General features: G+C 64.4%; 16 protein-coding genes and 6 riboswitches. Of the genes, 6 read left to right on the plus strand and 10 right to left on the minus strand.

Features of this window, described 5'->3' with window-relative positions:
- Nucleotides 1–148 precede the first annotated feature (148 nt).
- Nucleotides 149–210, plus strand: a riboswitch (Fluoride riboswitch).
- Between the two features lie 185 nt (nucleotides 211–395).
- Nucleotides 396–1,163, plus strand: coding sequence for an alpha/beta hydrolase (locus K3U93_RS00605; protein ID WP_176219863.1), 768 nt, complete (start codon nucleotides 396–398; stop codon nucleotides 1,161–1,163).
- Nucleotides 1,164–1,216: 53 nt separating this feature from the next.
- On the opposite strand, the gene K3U93_RS00610 is transcribed toward K3U93_RS00605, so the two are convergent.
- A complete protein-coding gene (locus tag K3U93_RS00610; protein ID WP_083008820.1) occupies nucleotides 1,217–2,296 on the minus strand; it encodes a DUF190 domain-containing protein in 1,080 nt (359 codons plus the stop codon).
- A 214-nt stretch (nucleotides 2,297–2,510) separates the two neighbouring features.
- On the opposite strand from K3U93_RS00610, the gene eno reads away from it, so the two are divergent.
- The gene (eno, locus tag K3U93_RS00615) at nucleotides 2,511–3,800 is read left to right on the plus strand and encodes a phosphopyruvate hydratase (protein ID WP_083008822.1); all 1,290 of its coding nucleotides are present in this window, start codon (nucleotides 2,511–2,513) and stop codon (nucleotides 3,798–3,800) included.
- A gap of 22 nt (nucleotides 3,801–3,822) precedes the next feature.
- Here the strand turns inward: eno and K3U93_RS00620 are convergent, their stop codons facing one another.
- The 8 genes from K3U93_RS00620 to K3U93_RS00655 form a co-directional block, all read right to left on the minus strand.
- Nucleotides 3,823–5,856, minus strand: coding sequence for a proton-conducting transporter transmembrane domain-containing protein (locus K3U93_RS00620; protein WP_083008824.1), 2,034 nt, complete (start codon nucleotides 5,854–5,856; stop codon nucleotides 3,823–3,825).
- Nucleotides 5,850–6,647, minus strand: coding sequence for an NADH-quinone oxidoreductase subunit B family protein (locus tag K3U93_RS00625; protein ID WP_083008827.1), 798 nt, complete (start codon nucleotides 6,645–6,647; stop codon nucleotides 5,850–5,852). The genes K3U93_RS00620 and K3U93_RS00625 overlap by 7 nt, the downstream gene beginning before the upstream one ends.
- Nucleotides 6,648–8,168, minus strand: coding sequence for a hydrogenase large subunit (locus K3U93_RS00630; protein WP_083008829.1), 1,521 nt, complete (start codon nucleotides 8,166–8,168; stop codon nucleotides 6,648–6,650).
- On the minus strand, nucleotides 8,165–9,676 hold the full coding sequence (locus K3U93_RS00635) for a proton-conducting transporter transmembrane domain-containing protein (protein ID WP_083008832.1): 1,512 nt from the start codon (nucleotides 9,674–9,676) through the stop codon (nucleotides 8,165–8,167). The genes K3U93_RS00630 and K3U93_RS00635 overlap by 4 nt, the downstream gene beginning before the upstream one ends.
- A 3-nt stretch (nucleotides 9,677–9,679) precedes the next feature.
- Nucleotides 9,680–10,363 (minus strand): hydrogenase, encoded by a 684-nt coding sequence (locus tag K3U93_RS00640; protein ID WP_071512727.1) that lies wholly within the window; start codon nucleotides 10,361–10,363, stop codon nucleotides 9,680–9,682.
- Nucleotides 10,363–11,322: a respiratory chain complex I subunit 1 family protein gene (locus K3U93_RS00645; protein WP_083008834.1), complete on the minus strand. Its 960-nt coding sequence runs from the start codon at nucleotides 11,320–11,322 to the stop codon at nucleotides 10,363–10,365. The genes K3U93_RS00640 and K3U93_RS00645 overlap by 1 nt, the downstream gene beginning before the upstream one ends.
- Nucleotides 11,322–11,777: an NUDIX hydrolase gene (locus K3U93_RS00650; protein ID WP_083008836.1), complete on the minus strand. Its 456-nt coding sequence runs from the start codon at nucleotides 11,775–11,777 to the stop codon at nucleotides 11,322–11,324. Before K3U93_RS00650 ends, K3U93_RS00645 begins: the two co-directional genes overlap by 1 nt.
- Before the next feature lie 62 nt (nucleotides 11,778–11,839).
- Nucleotides 11,840–11,913: riboswitch (Fluoride riboswitch) on the minus strand.
- On the minus strand, nucleotides 11,913–12,788 hold the full coding sequence (locus K3U93_RS00655; RefSeq protein WP_083008839.1) for a metallophosphoesterase family protein: 876 nt from the start codon (nucleotides 12,786–12,788) through the stop codon (nucleotides 11,913–11,915). It overlaps the preceding riboswitch by 1 nt.
- 216 nt (nucleotides 12,789–13,004) lie before the next feature.
- A riboswitch (Fluoride riboswitch) is annotated at nucleotides 13,005–13,079 on the plus strand.
- 27 nt (nucleotides 13,080–13,106) lie between these two features.
- Between K3U93_RS00655 and K3U93_RS00660 the strand changes: the two genes are divergently transcribed.
- Both K3U93_RS00660 and K3U93_RS00665 read left to right on the plus strand, forming a co-directional pair.
- Complete coding sequence (locus K3U93_RS00660) at nucleotides 13,107–13,544, plus strand: universal stress protein (protein WP_071512811.1); 438 nt, start codon at nucleotides 13,107–13,109, stop codon at nucleotides 13,542–13,544.
- 11 nt (nucleotides 13,545–13,555) lie between these two features.
- Entirely contained in the window at nucleotides 13,556–14,113 is a 558-nt protein-coding gene (locus tag K3U93_RS00665; protein WP_071512810.1) for a histidine phosphatase family protein, read from the plus strand.
- Here the strand turns inward: K3U93_RS00665 and K3U93_RS00670 are convergent.
- Nucleotides 14,092–14,430 (minus strand): hypothetical protein, encoded by a 339-nt coding sequence (locus K3U93_RS00670; protein WP_083008844.1) that lies wholly within the window; start codon nucleotides 14,428–14,430, stop codon nucleotides 14,092–14,094. The genes K3U93_RS00665 and K3U93_RS00670 overlap by 22 nt on opposite strands.
- Nucleotides 14,431–14,476: 46 nt before the next feature.
- A riboswitch (Fluoride riboswitch) is annotated at nucleotides 14,477–14,537 on the minus strand.
- A gap of 63 nt (nucleotides 14,538–14,600) precedes the next feature.
- Nucleotides 14,601–14,662: riboswitch (Fluoride riboswitch) on the plus strand.
- Between the two features lie 312 nt (nucleotides 14,663–14,974).
- On the opposite strand from K3U93_RS00670, the gene K3U93_RS00675 reads away from it, so the two are divergent.
- Together K3U93_RS00675 and K3U93_RS00680 are read left to right on the plus strand one after the other, a co-directional pair.
- The gene (locus tag K3U93_RS00675; protein WP_083008846.1) at nucleotides 14,975–15,274 is read left to right on the plus strand and encodes a PE family protein; all 300 of its coding nucleotides are present in this window, start codon (nucleotides 14,975–14,977) and stop codon (nucleotides 15,272–15,274) included.
- Between the two features lie 43 nt (nucleotides 15,275–15,317).
- Nucleotides 15,318–15,378: riboswitch (Fluoride riboswitch) on the plus strand.
- 31 nt (nucleotides 15,379–15,409) lie between these two features.
- Nucleotides 15,410–16,945 (plus strand): MutS-related protein, encoded by a 1,536-nt coding sequence (locus K3U93_RS00680; protein WP_083008849.1) that lies wholly within the window; start codon nucleotides 15,410–15,412, stop codon nucleotides 16,943–16,945.
- The last annotated feature ends 24 nt before the right edge of the window (nucleotides 16,946–16,969 follow it).

Genomic DNA, 16,969 nt, shown 5'->3' on the forward strand with positions numbered 1-16,969 from the left:
CACGGCGGCGGGAAAAGGAATTCACGATACGGATTACGACCCCGACGTCCGCGCTACGGGTAACCGGGTGACCGAAACGGCAAGGTCGACGCTGCGGGCGCCGTGTGGCGGGCCGGGCGCTATGCGCACGGGTTGATTTTCGGCTATCCTGGACAGCGGCGATGGGGCTCGCCATAACTGCCGCACCTGGCTAATGGCCTCTATCCGGTGACTAGTCGGGTAGAGGCAGGTGATAAGCGATGTACGCCTCGATTTCTCATTTCAACGCGATCGCTGGCCGGCGGGCGGCGGGCACAGTCGACTCATCCGTGTGGCACGTTCGAGCGGCAATGCGCTCGGCGATACCGCCTTTGATCCCGCCCACGCTCGCATACCTCGACAAGCGTCGCCAGCATGTGCAAAAGTCTGTCCGCTACAACGGTTCCGGTCAGATGCTCGACATTTGGCGCGGCCAGAATCAGCGACCCAATGCACCCGTGCTGATTTGGGTGCCGGGTGGCGCCTGGGTGAGCGGCAGCAGGATGACATTCCAGGGTCACGCACTGATGTCACGCATGGTCAAGCGGGGCTGGGTGTGCCTGTCCATCGACTACCGGGTGGCGCCGTGGTACCGGTGGCCGTGCCAGCTGGAGGACGTGCGGGCCGCGGTCGACTGGGCGCGCAACAACATCGCGGACTTCGCAGGCGATCCCGATTTTGTTGCGATCGCCGGGGCTTCCGCCGGCGGACATCTGGCCACGCTGACCGGACTGCTGGACGGGGCCGATGCCGTTGTCAGCATCTACGGCAGCTACGACTGGGAGAGCAGGTCAACGCTGTGGCGGAAGCTGTTCATGGAATATCTCGAACGAGTCGTCGTCGGCAACCGGTCCGACCTGTGCCCGGAAATTTTCTGCGAGGCATCGCCGGTGGCCCAGGTACACCCCGGCGCTCCGCCGACGATGATCGTGCACGGCACCAAGGACCGGCTGATCCCGATCGACGAAGCGCGCAACTTCCATCGGGAGTTGCGCTCGGTGTCGCGATCGACGGTGCGCTATCTCGAGCTACCCGTTGGGCATGCGTTCGACGTTCTCGACGCCCGCCGGTGTGCCGAGGCCAACAAGGCCATCGCCGAATTCCTTGACCAGGTGTGGGCCGCACGCGGCCAGGCGGTGGCTTGATCGAAGCGGAAAGACGCGCCGATGGCATACCGGTCGACCGGCGACTATCGGCGTTAGTAGCGGTGGTGGGCCATGGGTGGTCCACCACCGCTGTTGTCGCCATCGGCCGACACGACCGCCGGCACCATTTCGCTGGTCACCAGCCCCTGGTCTCGGGTCAGTTCGTCGACCACATCGAAGGATTCGGCGATGTTGGCCGGGGTGTCGATGACGATGGTGACAACCGGGACGCGACGGCTCAGGGAGAGCAGCTTGTCACCGTGCGGTTGGTGATCGCCGTGGAAGCCCCAGATACCCCGCAGCACGGTCGCTCCCTGAGACGTTTTGCGCTGCCGAAGCTGTTGTATCAGGGCGCGGTGAATCGGCGCGCGGCCGTGGCGCGCCGATTCGGAGGTGTAAATCATCAACTTCTGCCACAGCGGCAGGCCGTGCTCGTCGGTTCCCGGCAATGCGTGCGGTCGTTCCAGCGATTCACCGTCGCGCTTGCAGACCCGGACCCGTTCGACCGTGATCAGGGGGCGCCTGAGCAGCCCGCCGAGCTCCGGCAACACTCGCCCGATCAGGTCGCCTGGGCCGACCGCGATGATCATCATCGGTACGTCGACATTGCGGCCGAAAAATTGCGCCCGCTGCCGATGGCCGTGGGCGGTGCCGTCGACACCAAGAAATACCGACGCGCCCGCAAGGCGGCGCCGGTACAGCAGATCGCAGATCGCGATATAGGCGGGCACGCCGTAAACGCGTTCCTTGCGGCCGACATAGATCGTCAGTTTGATGGCCTCGTGCAGCTCGTCCGACAATTCCATGGGCTCGATGTCATCGCGCAGCAGCCGGGAACGCTCGAGGGTGACCAAGCCTCGTCGCTTGATGGCTAACACGGGGTCGAGCAGCGCTTCGATCTTTGTTCTGGTGTCGACCGCGATAACCGCAACGGGTGGGTCCTCGGACAGGGTTAATGATTGGTCGGTCCTGAGGTGATGTCCTGACCCGAAACCGCCGATGCCGCGCAGCACGATGCTGGTCGCAATCCGGCTTTCTTCACAAAGGCCGAGCATCACGTCGGCGACAAAGCGATCACCGCTGCGTCGGCGCTCATCGAAATAGGCGCTGAGCTTGAGACAATCCTCATCCATTGCTGCTCCTTACCGTTGTCGTGCAAGAGCTTTCACGACGGTATTCGGAGGTATGGGCGGCCCGCGAACTGAGTATGCTATAAATTGGCAACGCACGGTGGCGGTGGGGCTCGCCATAATTGCGCGTCAAGCATCGACGGCCAACGGTCCCTGCGGAACAGATCAATATTCGGCTGGCCAGCTGCGCAGCCGAGTATGACGCGAAGGAAGACAGATGGCCGTTGAGTTTTTGTCGATAACTGCGCTCGAGATCCTCGACTCCCGCGGGCGGCCTACTCTCGCGGTCACTGCAACGCTGGCCGACGGAAGGCAAGTGCGCTCGGGTGTACCGTCCGGCGCCTCGACCGGCAGCCGGGAAGCCGTTGAATTGCGCGACCATGACGCCGAGCGCTACGCCGGTTTGGGCGTGCGCCAAGCCGTGGCACACGTCAACGGGCCGATCGCGGAATTGTTGACCAGCCGCCCGTTTACCGCCTTGGAACAAGTTGATCTGGCGCTGCAGGCGCTGGATGGCACGCCCAACAAGTCGCGATTGGGCGCCAACGCGATTGTCGGCGTCTCGATGGCCGCCGCTCGGGCGTTCGCCTTGGTATCCGGACAATCGTTGTGGCAGTGGCTGACTCCCGCCGGCGTGAATCCTCGGCTGCCGGTGCCGCACTTCAATGTGGTCAATGGCGGCGCCCACGCGCTCAATGATCTTGACTTCCAGGAGTTCATGATCGCCCCGATCGGGGCGCCGTCCTTGCCGGAAGCGGTTCGTGCCGGCGCGGAAGTGTACGGGCGACTGCGTTCGGCTTTGGCCGAGCGCAATCTGACGACCGGGTTGGGTGACGAGGGCGGCTTCGCGCCCGAGATCGGCTGTCCTGAAGATGTTTTGGCACTTCTCACCGGTGCCATTGAAGACGCCGGCTACATCGCCGGGCGCGGCGGTGTCGCGATCGCACTCGACCCCGCCGCGAATTATTTTTACCGTGACGGCCACTACCAGGTCGACGGCGAGTCGTTTTCCAGCGACGACCTGATCGATCGCTATACAGCCATCGTCGATCACTACCCGGTATGGAGCATCGAGGATGGAATGGATGAACACGACGTGGAGGGCTGGCGGAAGCTGACCGAGAAATTGGGCGGCAGAGTGCAACTGGTCGGCGACGACAACTTTGTGACCAATCCCGATTTGATCGCGTTCGCGGTGCGCAGCGGTATCGGCAACGCCGCACTGATCAAGGTCAACCAGATCGGCACGGTGTCGGAAACCCTTGAGGCACTGGCCCTGTGCCGGCAATCGGGTTACGGCGCGATGATTTCTCATCGTTCGGGTGAAACCGAAGACTCGTTCATCGCCGACCTCGCCGTCGCGGCGGGGTGTGGGCAGATCAAATCGGGCGCCCCGGCCCGTGGAGAACGCGTCGCCAAATACAATCGCCTGCTCGAAATCGCCGCGGCCGCACCGGACCTTCCGTTCGGGTTGCCCACCGCTCATCGTCTGAATTTGCGGGTCTGACCTATTCCGGTCATGGAGCCGGTCATGATGTCGCGATTACGACGGCGAGAACGGCCAGCACCGCGATGAGCATGTAGGCCATGTATGCGTCGAGACGACCCGACTGCAGCTTCTTCGCGGATCGGGAGACGGCGAGCATACCGCGGGTCAAGGGGCGGTAGAAATATTGTTCGACGACGTCGATGACGTCGATGCGGTAGGTGTAGCGGCGCGGCGCAACCTCGTGATTATCGGGTTCGTCATCGGCCTCGAGTAATGCGGAGCGGGTCAAGAGCACGGTGGCCAGGACGTTGCGCACCGGGTTGGCGTACGCGGAGGAGGTGTAGCCGACGCCTCGGTCGACTCCCGGTGAGGCCGACGACCACGGCGCCACCGCACGCGCGCGAAACGGATTTCGGCCGGCGAATACCGTTGAGAATGCCGCGATGATCGCGGCCATCGCCGGAAGCACGATCCACAGCCAGCTCGGGGACAACGCGGAGAAGTCGGCGAATACGGGCTGCAAGACCCACGGCGCCGCGTTCGCGCCGGCGGCTTGGTCGTGCACGATCGGCTGCAAGCCGCGTGCGATCAAGCCCACCTGTAGCGGAGCGAAGGCCGCGGCGCCCAGGCAGCCCGCCACCAGAGCGGCCACGCCTAATCGGTAGGGCCACTGACGATCCACCCGTGCGGCCGCCGAATTCAATTGCGGCTCATCCATGCGGGCCGGACCGAACGCGGTGAGCGCAACCACGCGCACGAAGGTCACGCCGGCGATGCCGATGGTCAGCGCGATCAACGCTCCCGTGGCGGCGGTAGACAGTTGCATCGCCAGACTCGTAACCCTGAATTGCTGCATCAGCGATTCGAGCGTGAACCATTCCGATGCGAAACCCGCGGTCAGTGGCAACCCGGCCAGCGTCAACGAGCCGATCACCAAACCGGCGCCCGCCCATGGCAGACGCCGCACGATACCGCCGAGCCGGTCGAGTTCGGTGGTCGCGGTCGCGTGCTCGATCGTGGACGCGGACACAAACATCAAAGTCTTGCCCAAGGCGTGCGCCATCACCTGGGCGGTGCCGGCAACCAACCCCGCGGCGACCAGTTTGGGTTCAGCCGCGGCGGCACCCACCAATGCCACTCCGAAACCGGACGTGATCACGCCGGCGTTCTCCACACTGGACCACGAGATCAATGTCGCCAGGTCGGGGTTCACTGCGGCGTGGGCGATGCCCAATATGGCGGTGACGCCACCGATGATCAGCACCACACAGATCAGCCAAACCGGCGGAGCGCCGAAAATGTTCAGTGTGCGCCACATTCCGTAGAACCCGACGTTGACGGCGGCGCCGGCGATCAGCGCGCGGGCCGGGCCGGGGGCGGCGAAGTATCCTCGCGGCATCCAAATGTGGGCCGGCACCAGACCGACTTTGATGCCAAAACCAAAGAGCAGCAACGCGTACGCGGCCTGGCCTGCGGCGCTGTGTGGATCCAGCGACCCGGCGGTGAAGGCGAAGGTGTGGGTGTGCGCGGCGAGCAGCAAAGCACCCATCAAAAGCGCCGCGCCGCTCGCCTTGCCAAACACCACTGTGATGACCGAGCCTCGGGCCCTGCCCGGCAGATTGCGGTCGTATCCCGATATCAGGTAGAACGCCACGCTGAGCAGTTCCCAGCCGAAGAGCAGGACGAACAAGTTGTCGGCGGTAATGATTATCGCGACCGCGATCAGAGTCACCGCGATGGCGGCGGGCAACCGCGGACGGCGTTGGTTGGCCGGTGCCGCCGCGGCGATCAGGGCGGGGACGGCGACCCCGAAGGAGATGATAAGGAACAGCCCCGAAAGCGCATCCACGCGCAGGGCGGCCGGCCCGAAACCCGCCAACCCGCCAAGGTCGAGTCGTTGCGGGCGGCCGGCCACCGCACACCCACCGGCGATCACCAACACCACGGCGCCCGCGGCGTTGACGGTCCACGCCGCAACGTCCAAAAACCCCTGTGCGTCTCGGCCGCGGCCACGTCCCGCGCACCAGCCGATCAACGCCGCCGCGGCCAGCAGCGCCAGGCCACCGATCAGCATGGCACGCTCCGGGGCCCCGGCAGCGGGACGCGGCCCAATGCCAACAGAATGCCGTGCAGGATGCTGAACGGCGAGGCCGGTGCTCCTGGCACCCAAACGTCGACGGGCACCACGTCGGATACCCCGACGCCGCCGGTGTACCCGCGGCCGATCAATCCCCCGCTGACGGCGTCGGTTCCGACGGCAATCACCACTGTCGGCGCGGGCATCGCGTCGAGTGTGCGCCGCAGCGGTTCAACCATTCCCGCGGCGCCTATCCCGGTGACCAACAGGATGTCGGCGTGACGAGGGCTGGCCGTGAAAAAGATCCCCAACCGGTGCAGATCGTAGACCGGGTTGGTGAGGGCCTGAATCTCCCATTCGTCGCTGCCGTCGGAACCGGTGTCGATGTGGCGCAGATGCACCGAACGTCGCAGCCGCCGCACCCGCTTGGCCAGCGCCGCCCGCAGCTCGGCGATCGCCTCGTCGCTTTCGTCGACGCTCCCGACCACGAGCGTCTCGCGCGTCAATCGCGCTGTGGCGGAACCGGTATCCCAGCCGAACCAGTTGGGGGCCACTTCCACGCAGCGTCCACACACGATGCAGCGTCCGCGGTCGAGCCGTGGTAGCGGTTCGACCGAAATGGCTCTCGTCGGGCATGCTTCCATGGCTGAGACGACGTCGGCCGCGGCGGCGTCCGGGCTACCGACGATGCCCACCGATGCGGGGAATTCATCGAAGTAGTCGTCGGCGCGTTTGGGCCACCGGCTGGTGATGACGCCGTCGCGCAGTCCCCTCAGTACCCACGGCATCTACATCGCCACCCCGGCGTAGCAGAGCCCGAAACTTGCTTCTATGAAAGGGAAGTCGGTAAAGATATCGCCCCCGAACACATCGTGAAAGAGCAGCATGTTGTGCAGGGAGGCGGTTCGCGCAAAGCAGCGCCGGATCGTGCCGTCACGGACTTCCAAGCCGTAGAGCACCTCACCTTGGGGCGATTCGGCCCAGCCCAGCGCGAAACCGTCGACAACCTCGACCGGTGCCGCAATCTCGATCTCCGAGATCGTGGAGAGCCGATCGCATGCGCGCCGGATCAACTCGGCGGCGATATCGATCTCGCCCCAGCGCACCCGCAACCGAGCCAACGCGTCGCCTTGATCGTCGACGACGGTGCCATCGACGACGGGGAGTTCCGTATAGCCGTCGTATGGCCGCCCGCGCGCATCGTCGTCGCAGCCGGATCCGCGACCCACCGGACCCAGCGCCCCATGCGAGGCGGCCAGCGTCGCATCGAGACGCCCGGTGCCGCGGAGCCGGTCGAGAAACGACGCGTCCACCATCAGGGCATCGCGGTCGTGGCGGATTCGGCGTACGATCGCCGCCAATCGTGCCGAAACTTCGGCCGGTTCTAACCGCGGTTGGGCGCCGATTCCTCCGACACGCACGACTGACCGACCAAATCGGTTGCCGCACAGCGCAGATGTCAATCGCATAATGCTCTCTTTGTGCCAGCCGAACCGCGCGAGAGGGACGGCAATCCCGGCGGAGTCGCACAGCCGCGTCACCACGTCGAGGTGGTTGGCGATGCGCTCCAGTTCGGCGTGGATCACCCGAACCAGTCGCGCCCGCCGCGGCGGAGTCGCGCCGGTGAGATTCTCTACGGCATGGGCGAAGGCCAGGGCATGCGCCACCGACGCGATCCCTTCCACGCGTTCCGCGACCAGTATCCCGTCGGCGACGGGCAATGTCTCGAACCGTTTGGCAATCCCGCGGTGCTTGTAGTGCGGCCGGATGTTGAGGTGGGGTATGTCCTCGCCGGGGGTTTCGATGAGGAATTCGATGGATTCATACACTCCGGACCGCACCGGACCAAGCGGCAAGGTGAACACGCCGCCGCCGCCGACATCCACCGGGCCACGCGGTTCGGTGGCGCTGGAGTGGACGTGGCGATCGAGCGCAGCGCGGTCAACGTACCCGGGCCGCGGTGAAGGTTGTCCGGGTTGGCGGGCCAACAGCAGCGGCTCGAGCCTGGGGTGCCCGATCGGGACCACGCCGGACAGGTCGTGTAGAGCTCGCTCATACCAAAATGCCGATGGCACTTCGGGTGTCAGCGATGGGTAGGACATCGAGCCGTCGGCGTCCGGTGTCAATCGCGTTCGAAGGCAGCTGACCCAGGAACCGCCAACCAGGAGGGCGTGCAGTTGGGCCGTTTTCGCATCATGGGAGGCATACACGCCGGCGAAGCGATCGCCGGCGCCGACGTGTTCGACCACTTGCGCGCGCCACCGCGCCAGCGGCAGGTCAATGAGATCGGTCGTGGTAGCGGAGGTCATTGTGCACCGGTCGCGAGTTCGGTGGCGCCGTGGTTGAGCAGGCTGACCAGATCCGACGGTGGCGCAAGCCCCAGAATCAGCAACACCACTACCCCTGCGACGACGGGTGTCACCATCCAGCGGCTGGGTTCACCGGGAATCTGGGAGGGCTCGGTGGTGGTCGGGTCGATCCGGCTGGGGCGGAAGAGGATTCGGGTGGTTGCAAGAGTCAGGCCGAGAAACGCCAGGGTGACCAGGCAGACGAGGGCCGCTGCGGCGGCATTGCGGGGATGGGCAAATCCGCCGGCGACGATCTGGAATTCGCTGCGAAACAGGCCGAACGGCGGCATGGCCGATAACGCCAGAACGGCGATCAAAAACAGCGGACCCGACCAGGGTAGGACCCCGATGCCGTCGGCCATTCGGCCTAGTTCCTTGGTGCCGAACTTGCGCACCAGCACGCCCGCGCCCATGAACGCGTTGCCCTTCGCGGCGGCGTGGGCCAGGACGTGCAGCAGCACGCCGGACAGGGCGATCGGCGCACCGAAGCTCATGCCGATCGCCAGTATGCCCATGTGCTCGACGCTCGAATACGCAAGCAGCCGTTTGATATCCCGCTGCTCGAGCAGATACAGCGCAGCCAAGAGCAACGACAGCACGCCGAAGACCAACAGCACCATCTGAGGGAAGCGCGGCCCCAACGTGGCGAGGGTGATCTGGTAATAGCGCAGGATCGCGTAAAAGCTCACCGCCAGCAGCGACCCCGACAGCAGCGCCGACACCGGAGTGGGCGCCTCGGCGTGTGCGTCGGGCAGCCAGGTGTGCACCGGAAAAAAACCGACCTTGGTGCCATACCCCACCACCGCGAGCACGAAAGCCAATCGCACCGGAGTCTGCGGCAATTGGTGGGCCGCACTGATCAGCGGATCGAATGCCAAGTCATAAGACTGCCCCAACACCTGTGCGCCCGCGTAGTACATAAAGATGGTTGCGAGCAGGCCAATCCCGAGCCCGGACGACGCAATCAGCACGTACTTCCATGCCGCCTCGGTCGCGCCCTCGGTGTTGTCCAACGCGACCAGCAGCGCCGAAATGACCGTCGTGATTTCGACGGCGATCCACAACAGCGCCAGACCGTTGACCAACGGCGCACAAATCATCGACCACGCAAATGCGTTGAAGCCAACGTAGAACCGGGCGCTGTGGCGGGCGAACGAGGCTTGCTGCTCGGCCGTTCCCGCACGCACCGCGCGCTCCTCGTCGGCGAGGTAGCCGACGGAATAGATACCGACGGTGGCGTACAGGAAACAGGTGCCGAGCAGAAAGATCAACGACAACGAATCGGCCCTCAAGTACCGCAGCGCGGTGACGGTGTGGTCGATACCGGCCGGCACCAGCGCGGCGGCCAGCACAAACGCAACGACACCGCTCAGCGCGGTCACCGCCGCAGCAACCCGATGCGGGGCGCGGAGGCACACCAGCGTGGTGCCCAGCGGCATGACGACCAATACCACCATCAATACGGACATGGGCTATCCCCGCAGCCGGTCAAGTGTCTGGGTGGACAGTGACTGTGTTCGTCGGTGATGGGTGCGCATCAACACCCCGAAAACCACCACCGCGACCAACAGATCGAATAAGAACGCGACCTCGAGGATGAGCGGCATCCCGGCGGCGACCACGAGGCTGGCCAGCGAGACCCCGTTTTCCAGTGAGAAGAACCCGATTGCCTGGCTGACGACGTCGCGCCGGACGATCATCAGGATGAAGGCCACCAAGATCACGGCCACCGACAGGCTCAGCGCGGCCGTGGGCAGCACGCGGGAATGGATGCCGAGCACACCGACGGCGAAAAACCCGAACGCCGCCACGGCGATGGAGATCAGTACCTCGTTCGCCACCCCAAGCGCGCCGCTGCCGGCGATCTCTTCGTTCGCCTCGCGCAGCAGGCCCACCACCAAAAGGGGCACGATGATTACCTTCAGCAGTAGCGAAAGAACCGCCAGCGCATACAGTTCGGGGACGTCGCGCCCGAATGCGACGACGGCGGCCAATACGCTGACGGCCAGCGACTGCCCGGCGTATAGGCGCACTTGCCCACGCAGCAGCGCGGCGCGCAGCATTCCGAACTCCAGCAGCAGCACGATCAGCGCCACCGTGTTTGCGATGCCTTCGTATACGGTCGGAACGGACTCAGTGGTCGCCAGAACGATCATCAGCCGCCTCCCAAGTACAGGGTGAATACTGCCAGGATCGCCAACAGCAAGGCGGCCGAGACGAATTCGGTGATTTTGAACAGTCGCAGCTTGGCGTAGCTGTTGTCGATGACGGCGACGATACAACCCAGCAGCGCGGCCTTACCCAATAGCGCGAGGATCGCCAATCCGACCGCGGTGACGTCGGTAGTTGACGCCATCCCCCACGGGGCAACGAAGACATTGAGCCAGATCACATACAGAACGAATTGCTTGGCCGCGGCGCCCCAATGCAGAAGGGCTAGATCCGGTCCGGAATGCTCGAACGGGCGTCCCGTTTCGATCATCCCAAATTCTGTTGTGCCGGTGTGCGTTTCGACCGGTATGCGTGCGGTCTCGTACAAGATCACCAGGAACAGCGCTGCGGAGGCCAACAGGTGGGCGGGACGCACGATCTGGTCGGGGCCGCTGCGCACGGTGGCTCCCAGGACATACGGCAGGTCGGTCGTCGTGATCAACGCCACCGTGAACACCACGAGCAGCACCACCGGCTCGGTGATGGCCGCGAACGTCTTGGCACGACTGGACGCCAACTGCGCGTAGGCGTCGCCGGTTTCGGCGGCGGCGGCCGCCACCAGGAAGCTGGCGAATGCCAGAATCAGGCCACCGCCTTGGATGTCGCCCATGTAGCCGAGAGGCAACGCGTAACTGGTGAGCACGGGGATCAGCATCGGAACGGTGAGGTAACAGGCGAAGGATGCCAGCGGTGCCAGCCGGAAAAACGGACCCGCGCCGTGCGGTGCCAGCGTCTCCTTCCCGAAGAGTTTTAGGAGGTCGAAATACGGCTGCAGGATCCGCGGCCCGCGACGACCTTGAAGACGCGCCTCGAACCAGGCGATGAAGCCGCTGACTCCCGGCGCCCCACCGGCGACGGTGATCACCTGCAACCCCTGGATGACCGGCAATGGCAGTGTTGTCATCAGATAATCGACCCCGGGCGCCACAAGTTGCCCAGATAACGGGCGTGTTTACCGTCCCCTCGCGATAGCTCGCGGAGGAAACCGCCGATGGGCGGATGCAGCGCCACGTCCTTCATGTCTTCCCAAGGCACCCACATTGGCCACCGCCCCGGCTCACCCGTTATCTCTGCTCCAGAATCGAACTTGTCTGCGAGGAAGACCAATTCGACGATCCGTCGACGAGTTGTGGGGTCGTTGACCTCCAGGACGAGAGCGCAGCCACCGGGTTGGACATCCAGGCCGGTCTCTTCGCGAGCCTCCCGCCGCACGCATGAGCCCATACTCTCGTGCGGACGGGGACGACCGCCAGGCAGCACCCAGTCTCCCAGATCGCGCTGCAACAGCAGCACCGCATCCCTGCGGACGATCGCTACAGCGCAACGCAATTCGACCAACGAGTCATCTACCGATCTCATCACGGCGCCGCCGAGAGCACCGGGCTGGCACGACAAAGGACACAAACCACCTGCGACTCCTTGCGTTCGCAGGTGCCATCAGCCTTACGGCGGTTCGAAAGTGTGCTTCCCGGCGGGCGCCATCGCCGATGCCAGTTAACCAACGGCGATTCGCTTGGTCAAGTCGGAAGACGCTGGTCGGGCGGGGTCTCTGGTGCTGAGCCGATGAACGCCCAGCTCCGCCAGATTGACCACCACCATGTTGTTGTCGATCGGACCGCCGTTTTTGCCCAAACCGTCCACCACAGTGCGATATCCGTCACCGCAGAGTACGGATTGGTAGCGGTGGTGAAAGTGCCCGTGCCACAGCCGGGCTGGACGAACCGCATCGACGACGGACCGCAACCGTGCCCGGTAAAGCTCGGAACGCCGCAGCTCTCGTGCCGGGAACCCGAACCGGTCGCGGGCGGCGCCCGGAACCGTGATGCCGGCCGGACAGTCGTGGCAGAACATCACGTCCGCGGGTCCATCGGCCGCGGCGTCACGAGCTTGCTGCGACGTGAGCCACTCCTGGGGCCACCACGACTGTCCGGGCTTGCGCAGAAAGCGGTCGATGGAATAGGCGCCACCGAGGGCCAAGCAACTGGTCTGCGCCCACTGCCATCGAAATCCTCGCGGCAAGTGGACGATGCGCTCGCGCAGGTACCGCAAGCCGTCGGCATCGACGGGCCAGCTTAACAACCGATCGAAGTTCTCGTGGTTACCGTCGACGAAAGCTAAGACGATGCCGCAGCGGTCAAGCGCATCATCGAGCGAATCCAGATAGTCGTCGGTGAAGTTGTAGCCGAAGTCACCCAGGTGAATCAGCACCGTCGCATCACGCTTGGCGGCATGTTCGATCGCGGCGACGCCGTATTTGGTGTCGGCATGCCAGTCGCCCGCGATCGCAATACGGGACGGTGGGGAAAGCACCGAGTGCGCCAGCAGTTGGCCAGGGGACGGCAGGCGCGATGGCAGTTGTACTCGATTCATAGTCGCCTCCTGGGTCGATTTCCGATTGGCGACGTGCCTCGCTGGCACGCCGCACAACCGGAGCTGATCAGTTCCCAGGGACCGTTGGCAACCGCCGGGCAATCCCTTGATTGCAGGATGCGGGCCCCACCGCCTGTTTTCGGTCCAGGCTACGCGGCTTTTTCAGGCCGGGTCAATCGCGTTGACGCTGGTCCCCACCCGGGCCGAGCGGCTAGCCTGTACCGAGGCGATGGATCTCCGCCTGGGCAGCCCGCCCGAACCGCCGGCCCGGCTGATGGCTCCTGTGTTACCTGGCAAGCTGTGGGCAAGGAGTCCGCCATGGCATTGGTCGTCGGATACGACCGCCACCCGGCCAGCCGGGCGGCGGTGCTCTTTGCCGCTGAACTCGCCGGCGCCCTGAATGTGCCTGTCCATGTCGTCCACGTGGTGGACATGGCAGATAGCCCCATCTCCGGCACCTCGACCGAGTCGGCCGAAGCTGCCAAGAAAAGGCTCGACGCCGAGCGCCAGCATGTTGGGGAAGCCCTCGATGCCGCCCATGTGCCGTGGACCTATCACCTTCTGAACGGCGATCCGGTTAAGGCGCTTCTCAAGACCGCGGATGACTGCTCCGCGACCCTGATCGTGGTCGGCCGGCCGCAGCACGGAATCGTTCCGGCCCTGAGCCACATTGTGACCGGCACCGTGGCGCGAAACCTGTTGCGCCACAGCACACGCCCGGTTGCGGTGGTGCCCGAGTTCGCGGACAGCCTGTGAACGCGGGCAGCGTGAGTCGGGTCTATTTGGCCCGGCACGGCCGCACCGCGCTCAACGCCGAGGGGCGTCTGCGCGGGCTCAGCGACCCGCCGCTGGATGAGGTCGGCATCGCCGAAGTCTCCCGGCTCGCCGGTGCGCTGGCCGCCCGACATCCCACCGCGGTGGTCTCCAGCCCGCTGCAGCGGGCGGTGGCGACCGCGCAGGCAATCGGCGCTGCCGCCGGCGTTCCGGTCACGATTGATGCCCGGCTCAACGACCGCGACTATGGGCCCATGACCGGCCTTCGTCGCGATGATGTCGAACATCGTTACGGCAGTGTCGATTCCGCACCTGGCGTGGAAAGCCGAGCGGCGGTCGCCGAGCGGGCACGACGAGCGTTCTTCGAGCTCGTGGACGAACTCGGGCCGGGACCCGTCGTCCTGGTGTCACACGATGCGTTCAACACCACCTTGCTGGAGCAGCTGGATCCCTCGCTGGACCACATCGGCCAGCGGACGGCGTGCTGGAACCAGCTCAGCCTGGTCGATGGAGTCTGGCGGGTGGACTCCTATGACGTTGTGGCCGACTGACTCTCGTCTGTGCGGTCTCTGCGGTTCAGGTAGGCCATGAGAACGTCTTCCGCGCGGTGATACTGCAGCGAATCCACCCACAGGCGGTGGATCGGAGAATGCGCACGCCGGCCGAATTGGCCGCCCGGAGTCGCCACGTAGCCGCCGACGTCGGCGTCGGCAAGTAGCGCCAGTACGGGACCGATGTCGCTGGACTGCAGATCGGCCAACTCTGCCCAGTAAGTCGCGAAGACCCCATTGTCAGTGCCACCGGGCGGTAGCCAGAACGTGACGTCGAACTGCGCCGGATTTCTGATCGGCCGCGACGGCGAACTCATCAGAACCCCGTTGACGTTGGATTGGACATGCGTTCTCCCTGGCTGCTGCCGTCCAGGGGCCATCGGCGACGTCCGCGGTTTCGGCGAGCCCCACCGCCTTGTCCCATGATGACCCGCTGACGACGAGTTCGCCAGGCTCTTTGCGCGATAACTTGAACATCGGGTAACATTGGCGGTCTGGCGATGAGGCTCGCCAAGATTGCCGCACCGGGCTAATGGCTTCTACCGCGTGAACGACCCACGGTAGAAGGCAGGTGAGTTAGATGACATGCCGGGTGAGCGAGCTGACGCACCGTCTCGGCGCAATTGTTGGCGCTGACGCTTTCGCGAGAATCGTTTGCCCGTCCGCTGCGTGCGCGGGTCGCGTCGATTCGCTCTGCGAGCTGCCCCGGCCGTCGGCCAAGCAACCCGCCGCCCGTCGACCTATCCTGGCAAACTCATCGAATGCTGTTTGTCCGCAACATGTTTACCGAAGTCCGCCGCCGACACGCAACCAAGCGCCATCCGACCATGTTCGGAGCTATCACAACCAAGGGAGGAAGCCATGTCATTTGTGACTACACAACCGGAGTTGCTGGCCACCGCATCCGGCAACTTGGCCACCATCGGTTCCATCATGACCGCCGCGAACGCATCCGCGTCCACCCCGACGACCGGGGTGATTCCGGCCGCCGCCGACGAGGTGTCGGCGTTGACGGCCATGCAATTCGCGGTACACGCGCAGATGTATCAGGCGATGGCGGCGCAAGCCGCGGCGATTCACGAACAGTTCGTGTCCACGCTGGGGGCCAGCGCCGTGTCATACGAGGCCACGGAGGCGGCCAACGCGATCGCGACCGCGTAAGGGACCCAATCTGACAAGCGCGAACCCAGTGATCGCGGGTAGCATGGAGCAAGGCGATGAAGCTCGCCTTAACTGCCGCACCGGCTGATGGCTTCTACCACGTGAACGACGCGCGGTAGAAGGCAGGTGAGGGTAATGGCGGGCTTTACCAGCATCCTTGGTCCGGATGTCGACGGTATGAGGGGTGCCGACATACCACCACCGGATTGTTTGGCCGATCTCCATCTCGACCAGATCGTCGCCGCGGTTACGGCTGGATATGGTGACAGTGATATCGCAAGCATCTTCTACACGCCCCTGCACGACGTGCCTACGGTGGAGTACCGCCAGCAGGTCTTCCGTGATCTCGAAAACGAGGAAACACGGTCACCGATACAGAATTTCGTCGAGGGCATGCGCGCGATGCGGGGCCGGCTTCACGTGGCCAGGAACGCCTGGCATCGGCTACAGCGACAGGGCTGGCTGGTCGCTGCGATCGAAAGCTATTGCCACACGGTGGCGTTGCTGCGAGACGATCTCGCCCACGTCCGGCCGCGTTCGCGGGGGCTATGCAACTTCGGCGAACACGTAACCCGCTACGTCACCAGCGAAGCGTTCACCACGCTGGTGGCCGACACCGAATCGATGCGGGACCAGCTGCGCAAAGTGCGATACACGGTGCACATCGAGGGCCTTCGGGTCCACGTCGAAAAGTTCGACGGCCAAAACGACTACAGCTCGGCGGTTGCCGAGACATTCGAACGCTTCGCCACCGAGTCCAGCAAGGACTATCGTGTCGCCCTTCCGGAGTTCAAAGACATGAACCATATCGAGGAGCAGATCCTCGGATGCGTCGCCGAACTTCATCCGGAGGTCTTTACGCTGCTCGGTGACTTCTGCCGCCGATACGAACACTTCATCGAACCCGTCGTCGCCAGATTTGAGCACGAGATCCAGTTCTATCTGGCATACCTTGCGTTCGTCCAACGCTTCACCGCGGCCGGGCTAGCGTTCACCTATCCGCGTGTCACCCAGGAGCCGGGCGTCGTGGACGCCCGGGACGCCTTCGACCTGGCGCTGGCAATCAACGCGGTGCAAGACGAAAGACGCCTTGTTACCAACGACTTTCACCTGACGGAATCCGAGCGGATTTTCGTGGTTACCGGTCCGAACCAGGGCGGTAAGACGACCTTCGCCCGGACCATCGGCCAATGCGCCTATCTCACCTCGATTGGGTGCCCGATACCCGCCAGCGACGCCAGACTGACATTGCCCGATCAGATCTTCACCCATTTCGAAAGGCAGGAAGACCTGTCGACGCTGCACGGAAAGCTCGACAACGAGCTGGTACGGATTCATGACATCCTTTCGCGCGCAACCGATGCGAGTATCATCATCATGAACGAGAGCTTCTCGTCGACCACCGTCAATGATGCCCTGTTGATCGGCCGTGAGGTGCTCGAACGAATCATCCAGCTGCGCTGCGTCGCGGTTTACGTCAGCTTCCTCGACGAGCTGTCCACACTGGATCCGGCGTGTGTGAGCATGGTCGGCGAAGTGGCCCAGGATGATCCAACTCGGCGGACATTCAAGTTCACCCGCCGACCCGCGGACGGCCTGGCCTATGCCGCCGCACTAGCCGACAAGTACGGCCTCAGCTACGAGGCGCTGGGGCGGAGGATCAGCCAATGAAGGTTCGACTGCTACACCCCGTTC

The sequence above is a fragment of the Mycobacterium malmoense genome (assembly GCF_019645855.1).
GTDB classification, from domain to species: domain Bacteria; phylum Actinomycetota; class Actinomycetes; order Mycobacteriales; family Mycobacteriaceae; genus Mycobacterium; species Mycobacterium malmoense.

Bases quoted from the DNA above. Each gene is read 5' to 3' on its own strand.
- K3U93_RS00675 (WP_083008846.1), top strand. From the start codon at position 14,975: ATGTCATTTGTGACTACACAACCGGAGTTGCTGGCCACCGCATCCGGC.
- K3U93_RS00625 (WP_083008827.1), bottom strand. From the start codon at position 6,647: ATGCCGTGGGTACTGAGGGGACTGCGCGACGGCGTCATCACCAGCCGG.
- K3U93_RS00635 (WP_083008832.1), bottom strand. From the start codon at position 9,676: ATGTCCGTATTGATGGTGGTATTGGTCGTCATGCCGCTGGGCACCACG.
- K3U93_RS00645 (WP_083008834.1), bottom strand. From the start codon at position 11,322: ATGACAACACTGCCATTGCCGGTCATCCAGGGGTTGCAGGTGATCACC.
- K3U93_RS00650 (WP_083008836.1), bottom strand. From the start codon at position 11,777: ATGAGATCGGTAGATGACTCGTTGGTCGAATTGCGTTGCGCTGTAGCG.
- K3U93_RS00610 (WP_083008820.1), bottom strand. From the start codon at position 2,296: ATGGATGAGGATTGTCTCAAGCTCAGCGCCTATTTCGATGAGCGCCGA.
- eno (WP_083008822.1), top strand. From the start codon at position 2,511: ATGGCCGTTGAGTTTTTGTCGATAACTGCGCTCGAGATCCTCGACTCC.
- K3U93_RS00670 (WP_083008844.1), bottom strand. From the start codon at position 14,430: ATGAGTTCGCCGTCGCGGCCGATCAGAAATCCGGCGCAGTTCGACGTC.
- K3U93_RS00660 (WP_071512811.1), top strand. From the start codon at position 13,107: ATGGCATTGGTCGTCGGATACGACCGCCACCCGGCCAGCCGGGCGGCG.
- K3U93_RS00680 (WP_083008849.1), top strand. From the start codon at position 15,410: ATGGCGGGCTTTACCAGCATCCTTGGTCCGGATGTCGACGGTATGAGG.
- K3U93_RS00620 (WP_083008824.1), bottom strand. From the start codon at position 5,856: ATGCTGATCGGTGGCCTGGCGCTGCTGGCCGCGGCGGCGTTGATCGGC.
- K3U93_RS00655 (WP_083008839.1), bottom strand. From the start codon at position 12,788: ATGAATCGAGTACAACTGCCATCGCGCCTGCCGTCCCCTGGCCAACTG.
- K3U93_RS00640 (WP_071512727.1), bottom strand. From the start codon at position 10,363: ATGATCGTTCTGGCGACCACTGAGTCCGTTCCGACCGTATACGAAGGC.
- K3U93_RS00630 (WP_083008829.1), bottom strand. From the start codon at position 8,168: ATGACCTCCGCTACCACGACCGATCTCATTGACCTGCCGCTGGCGCGG.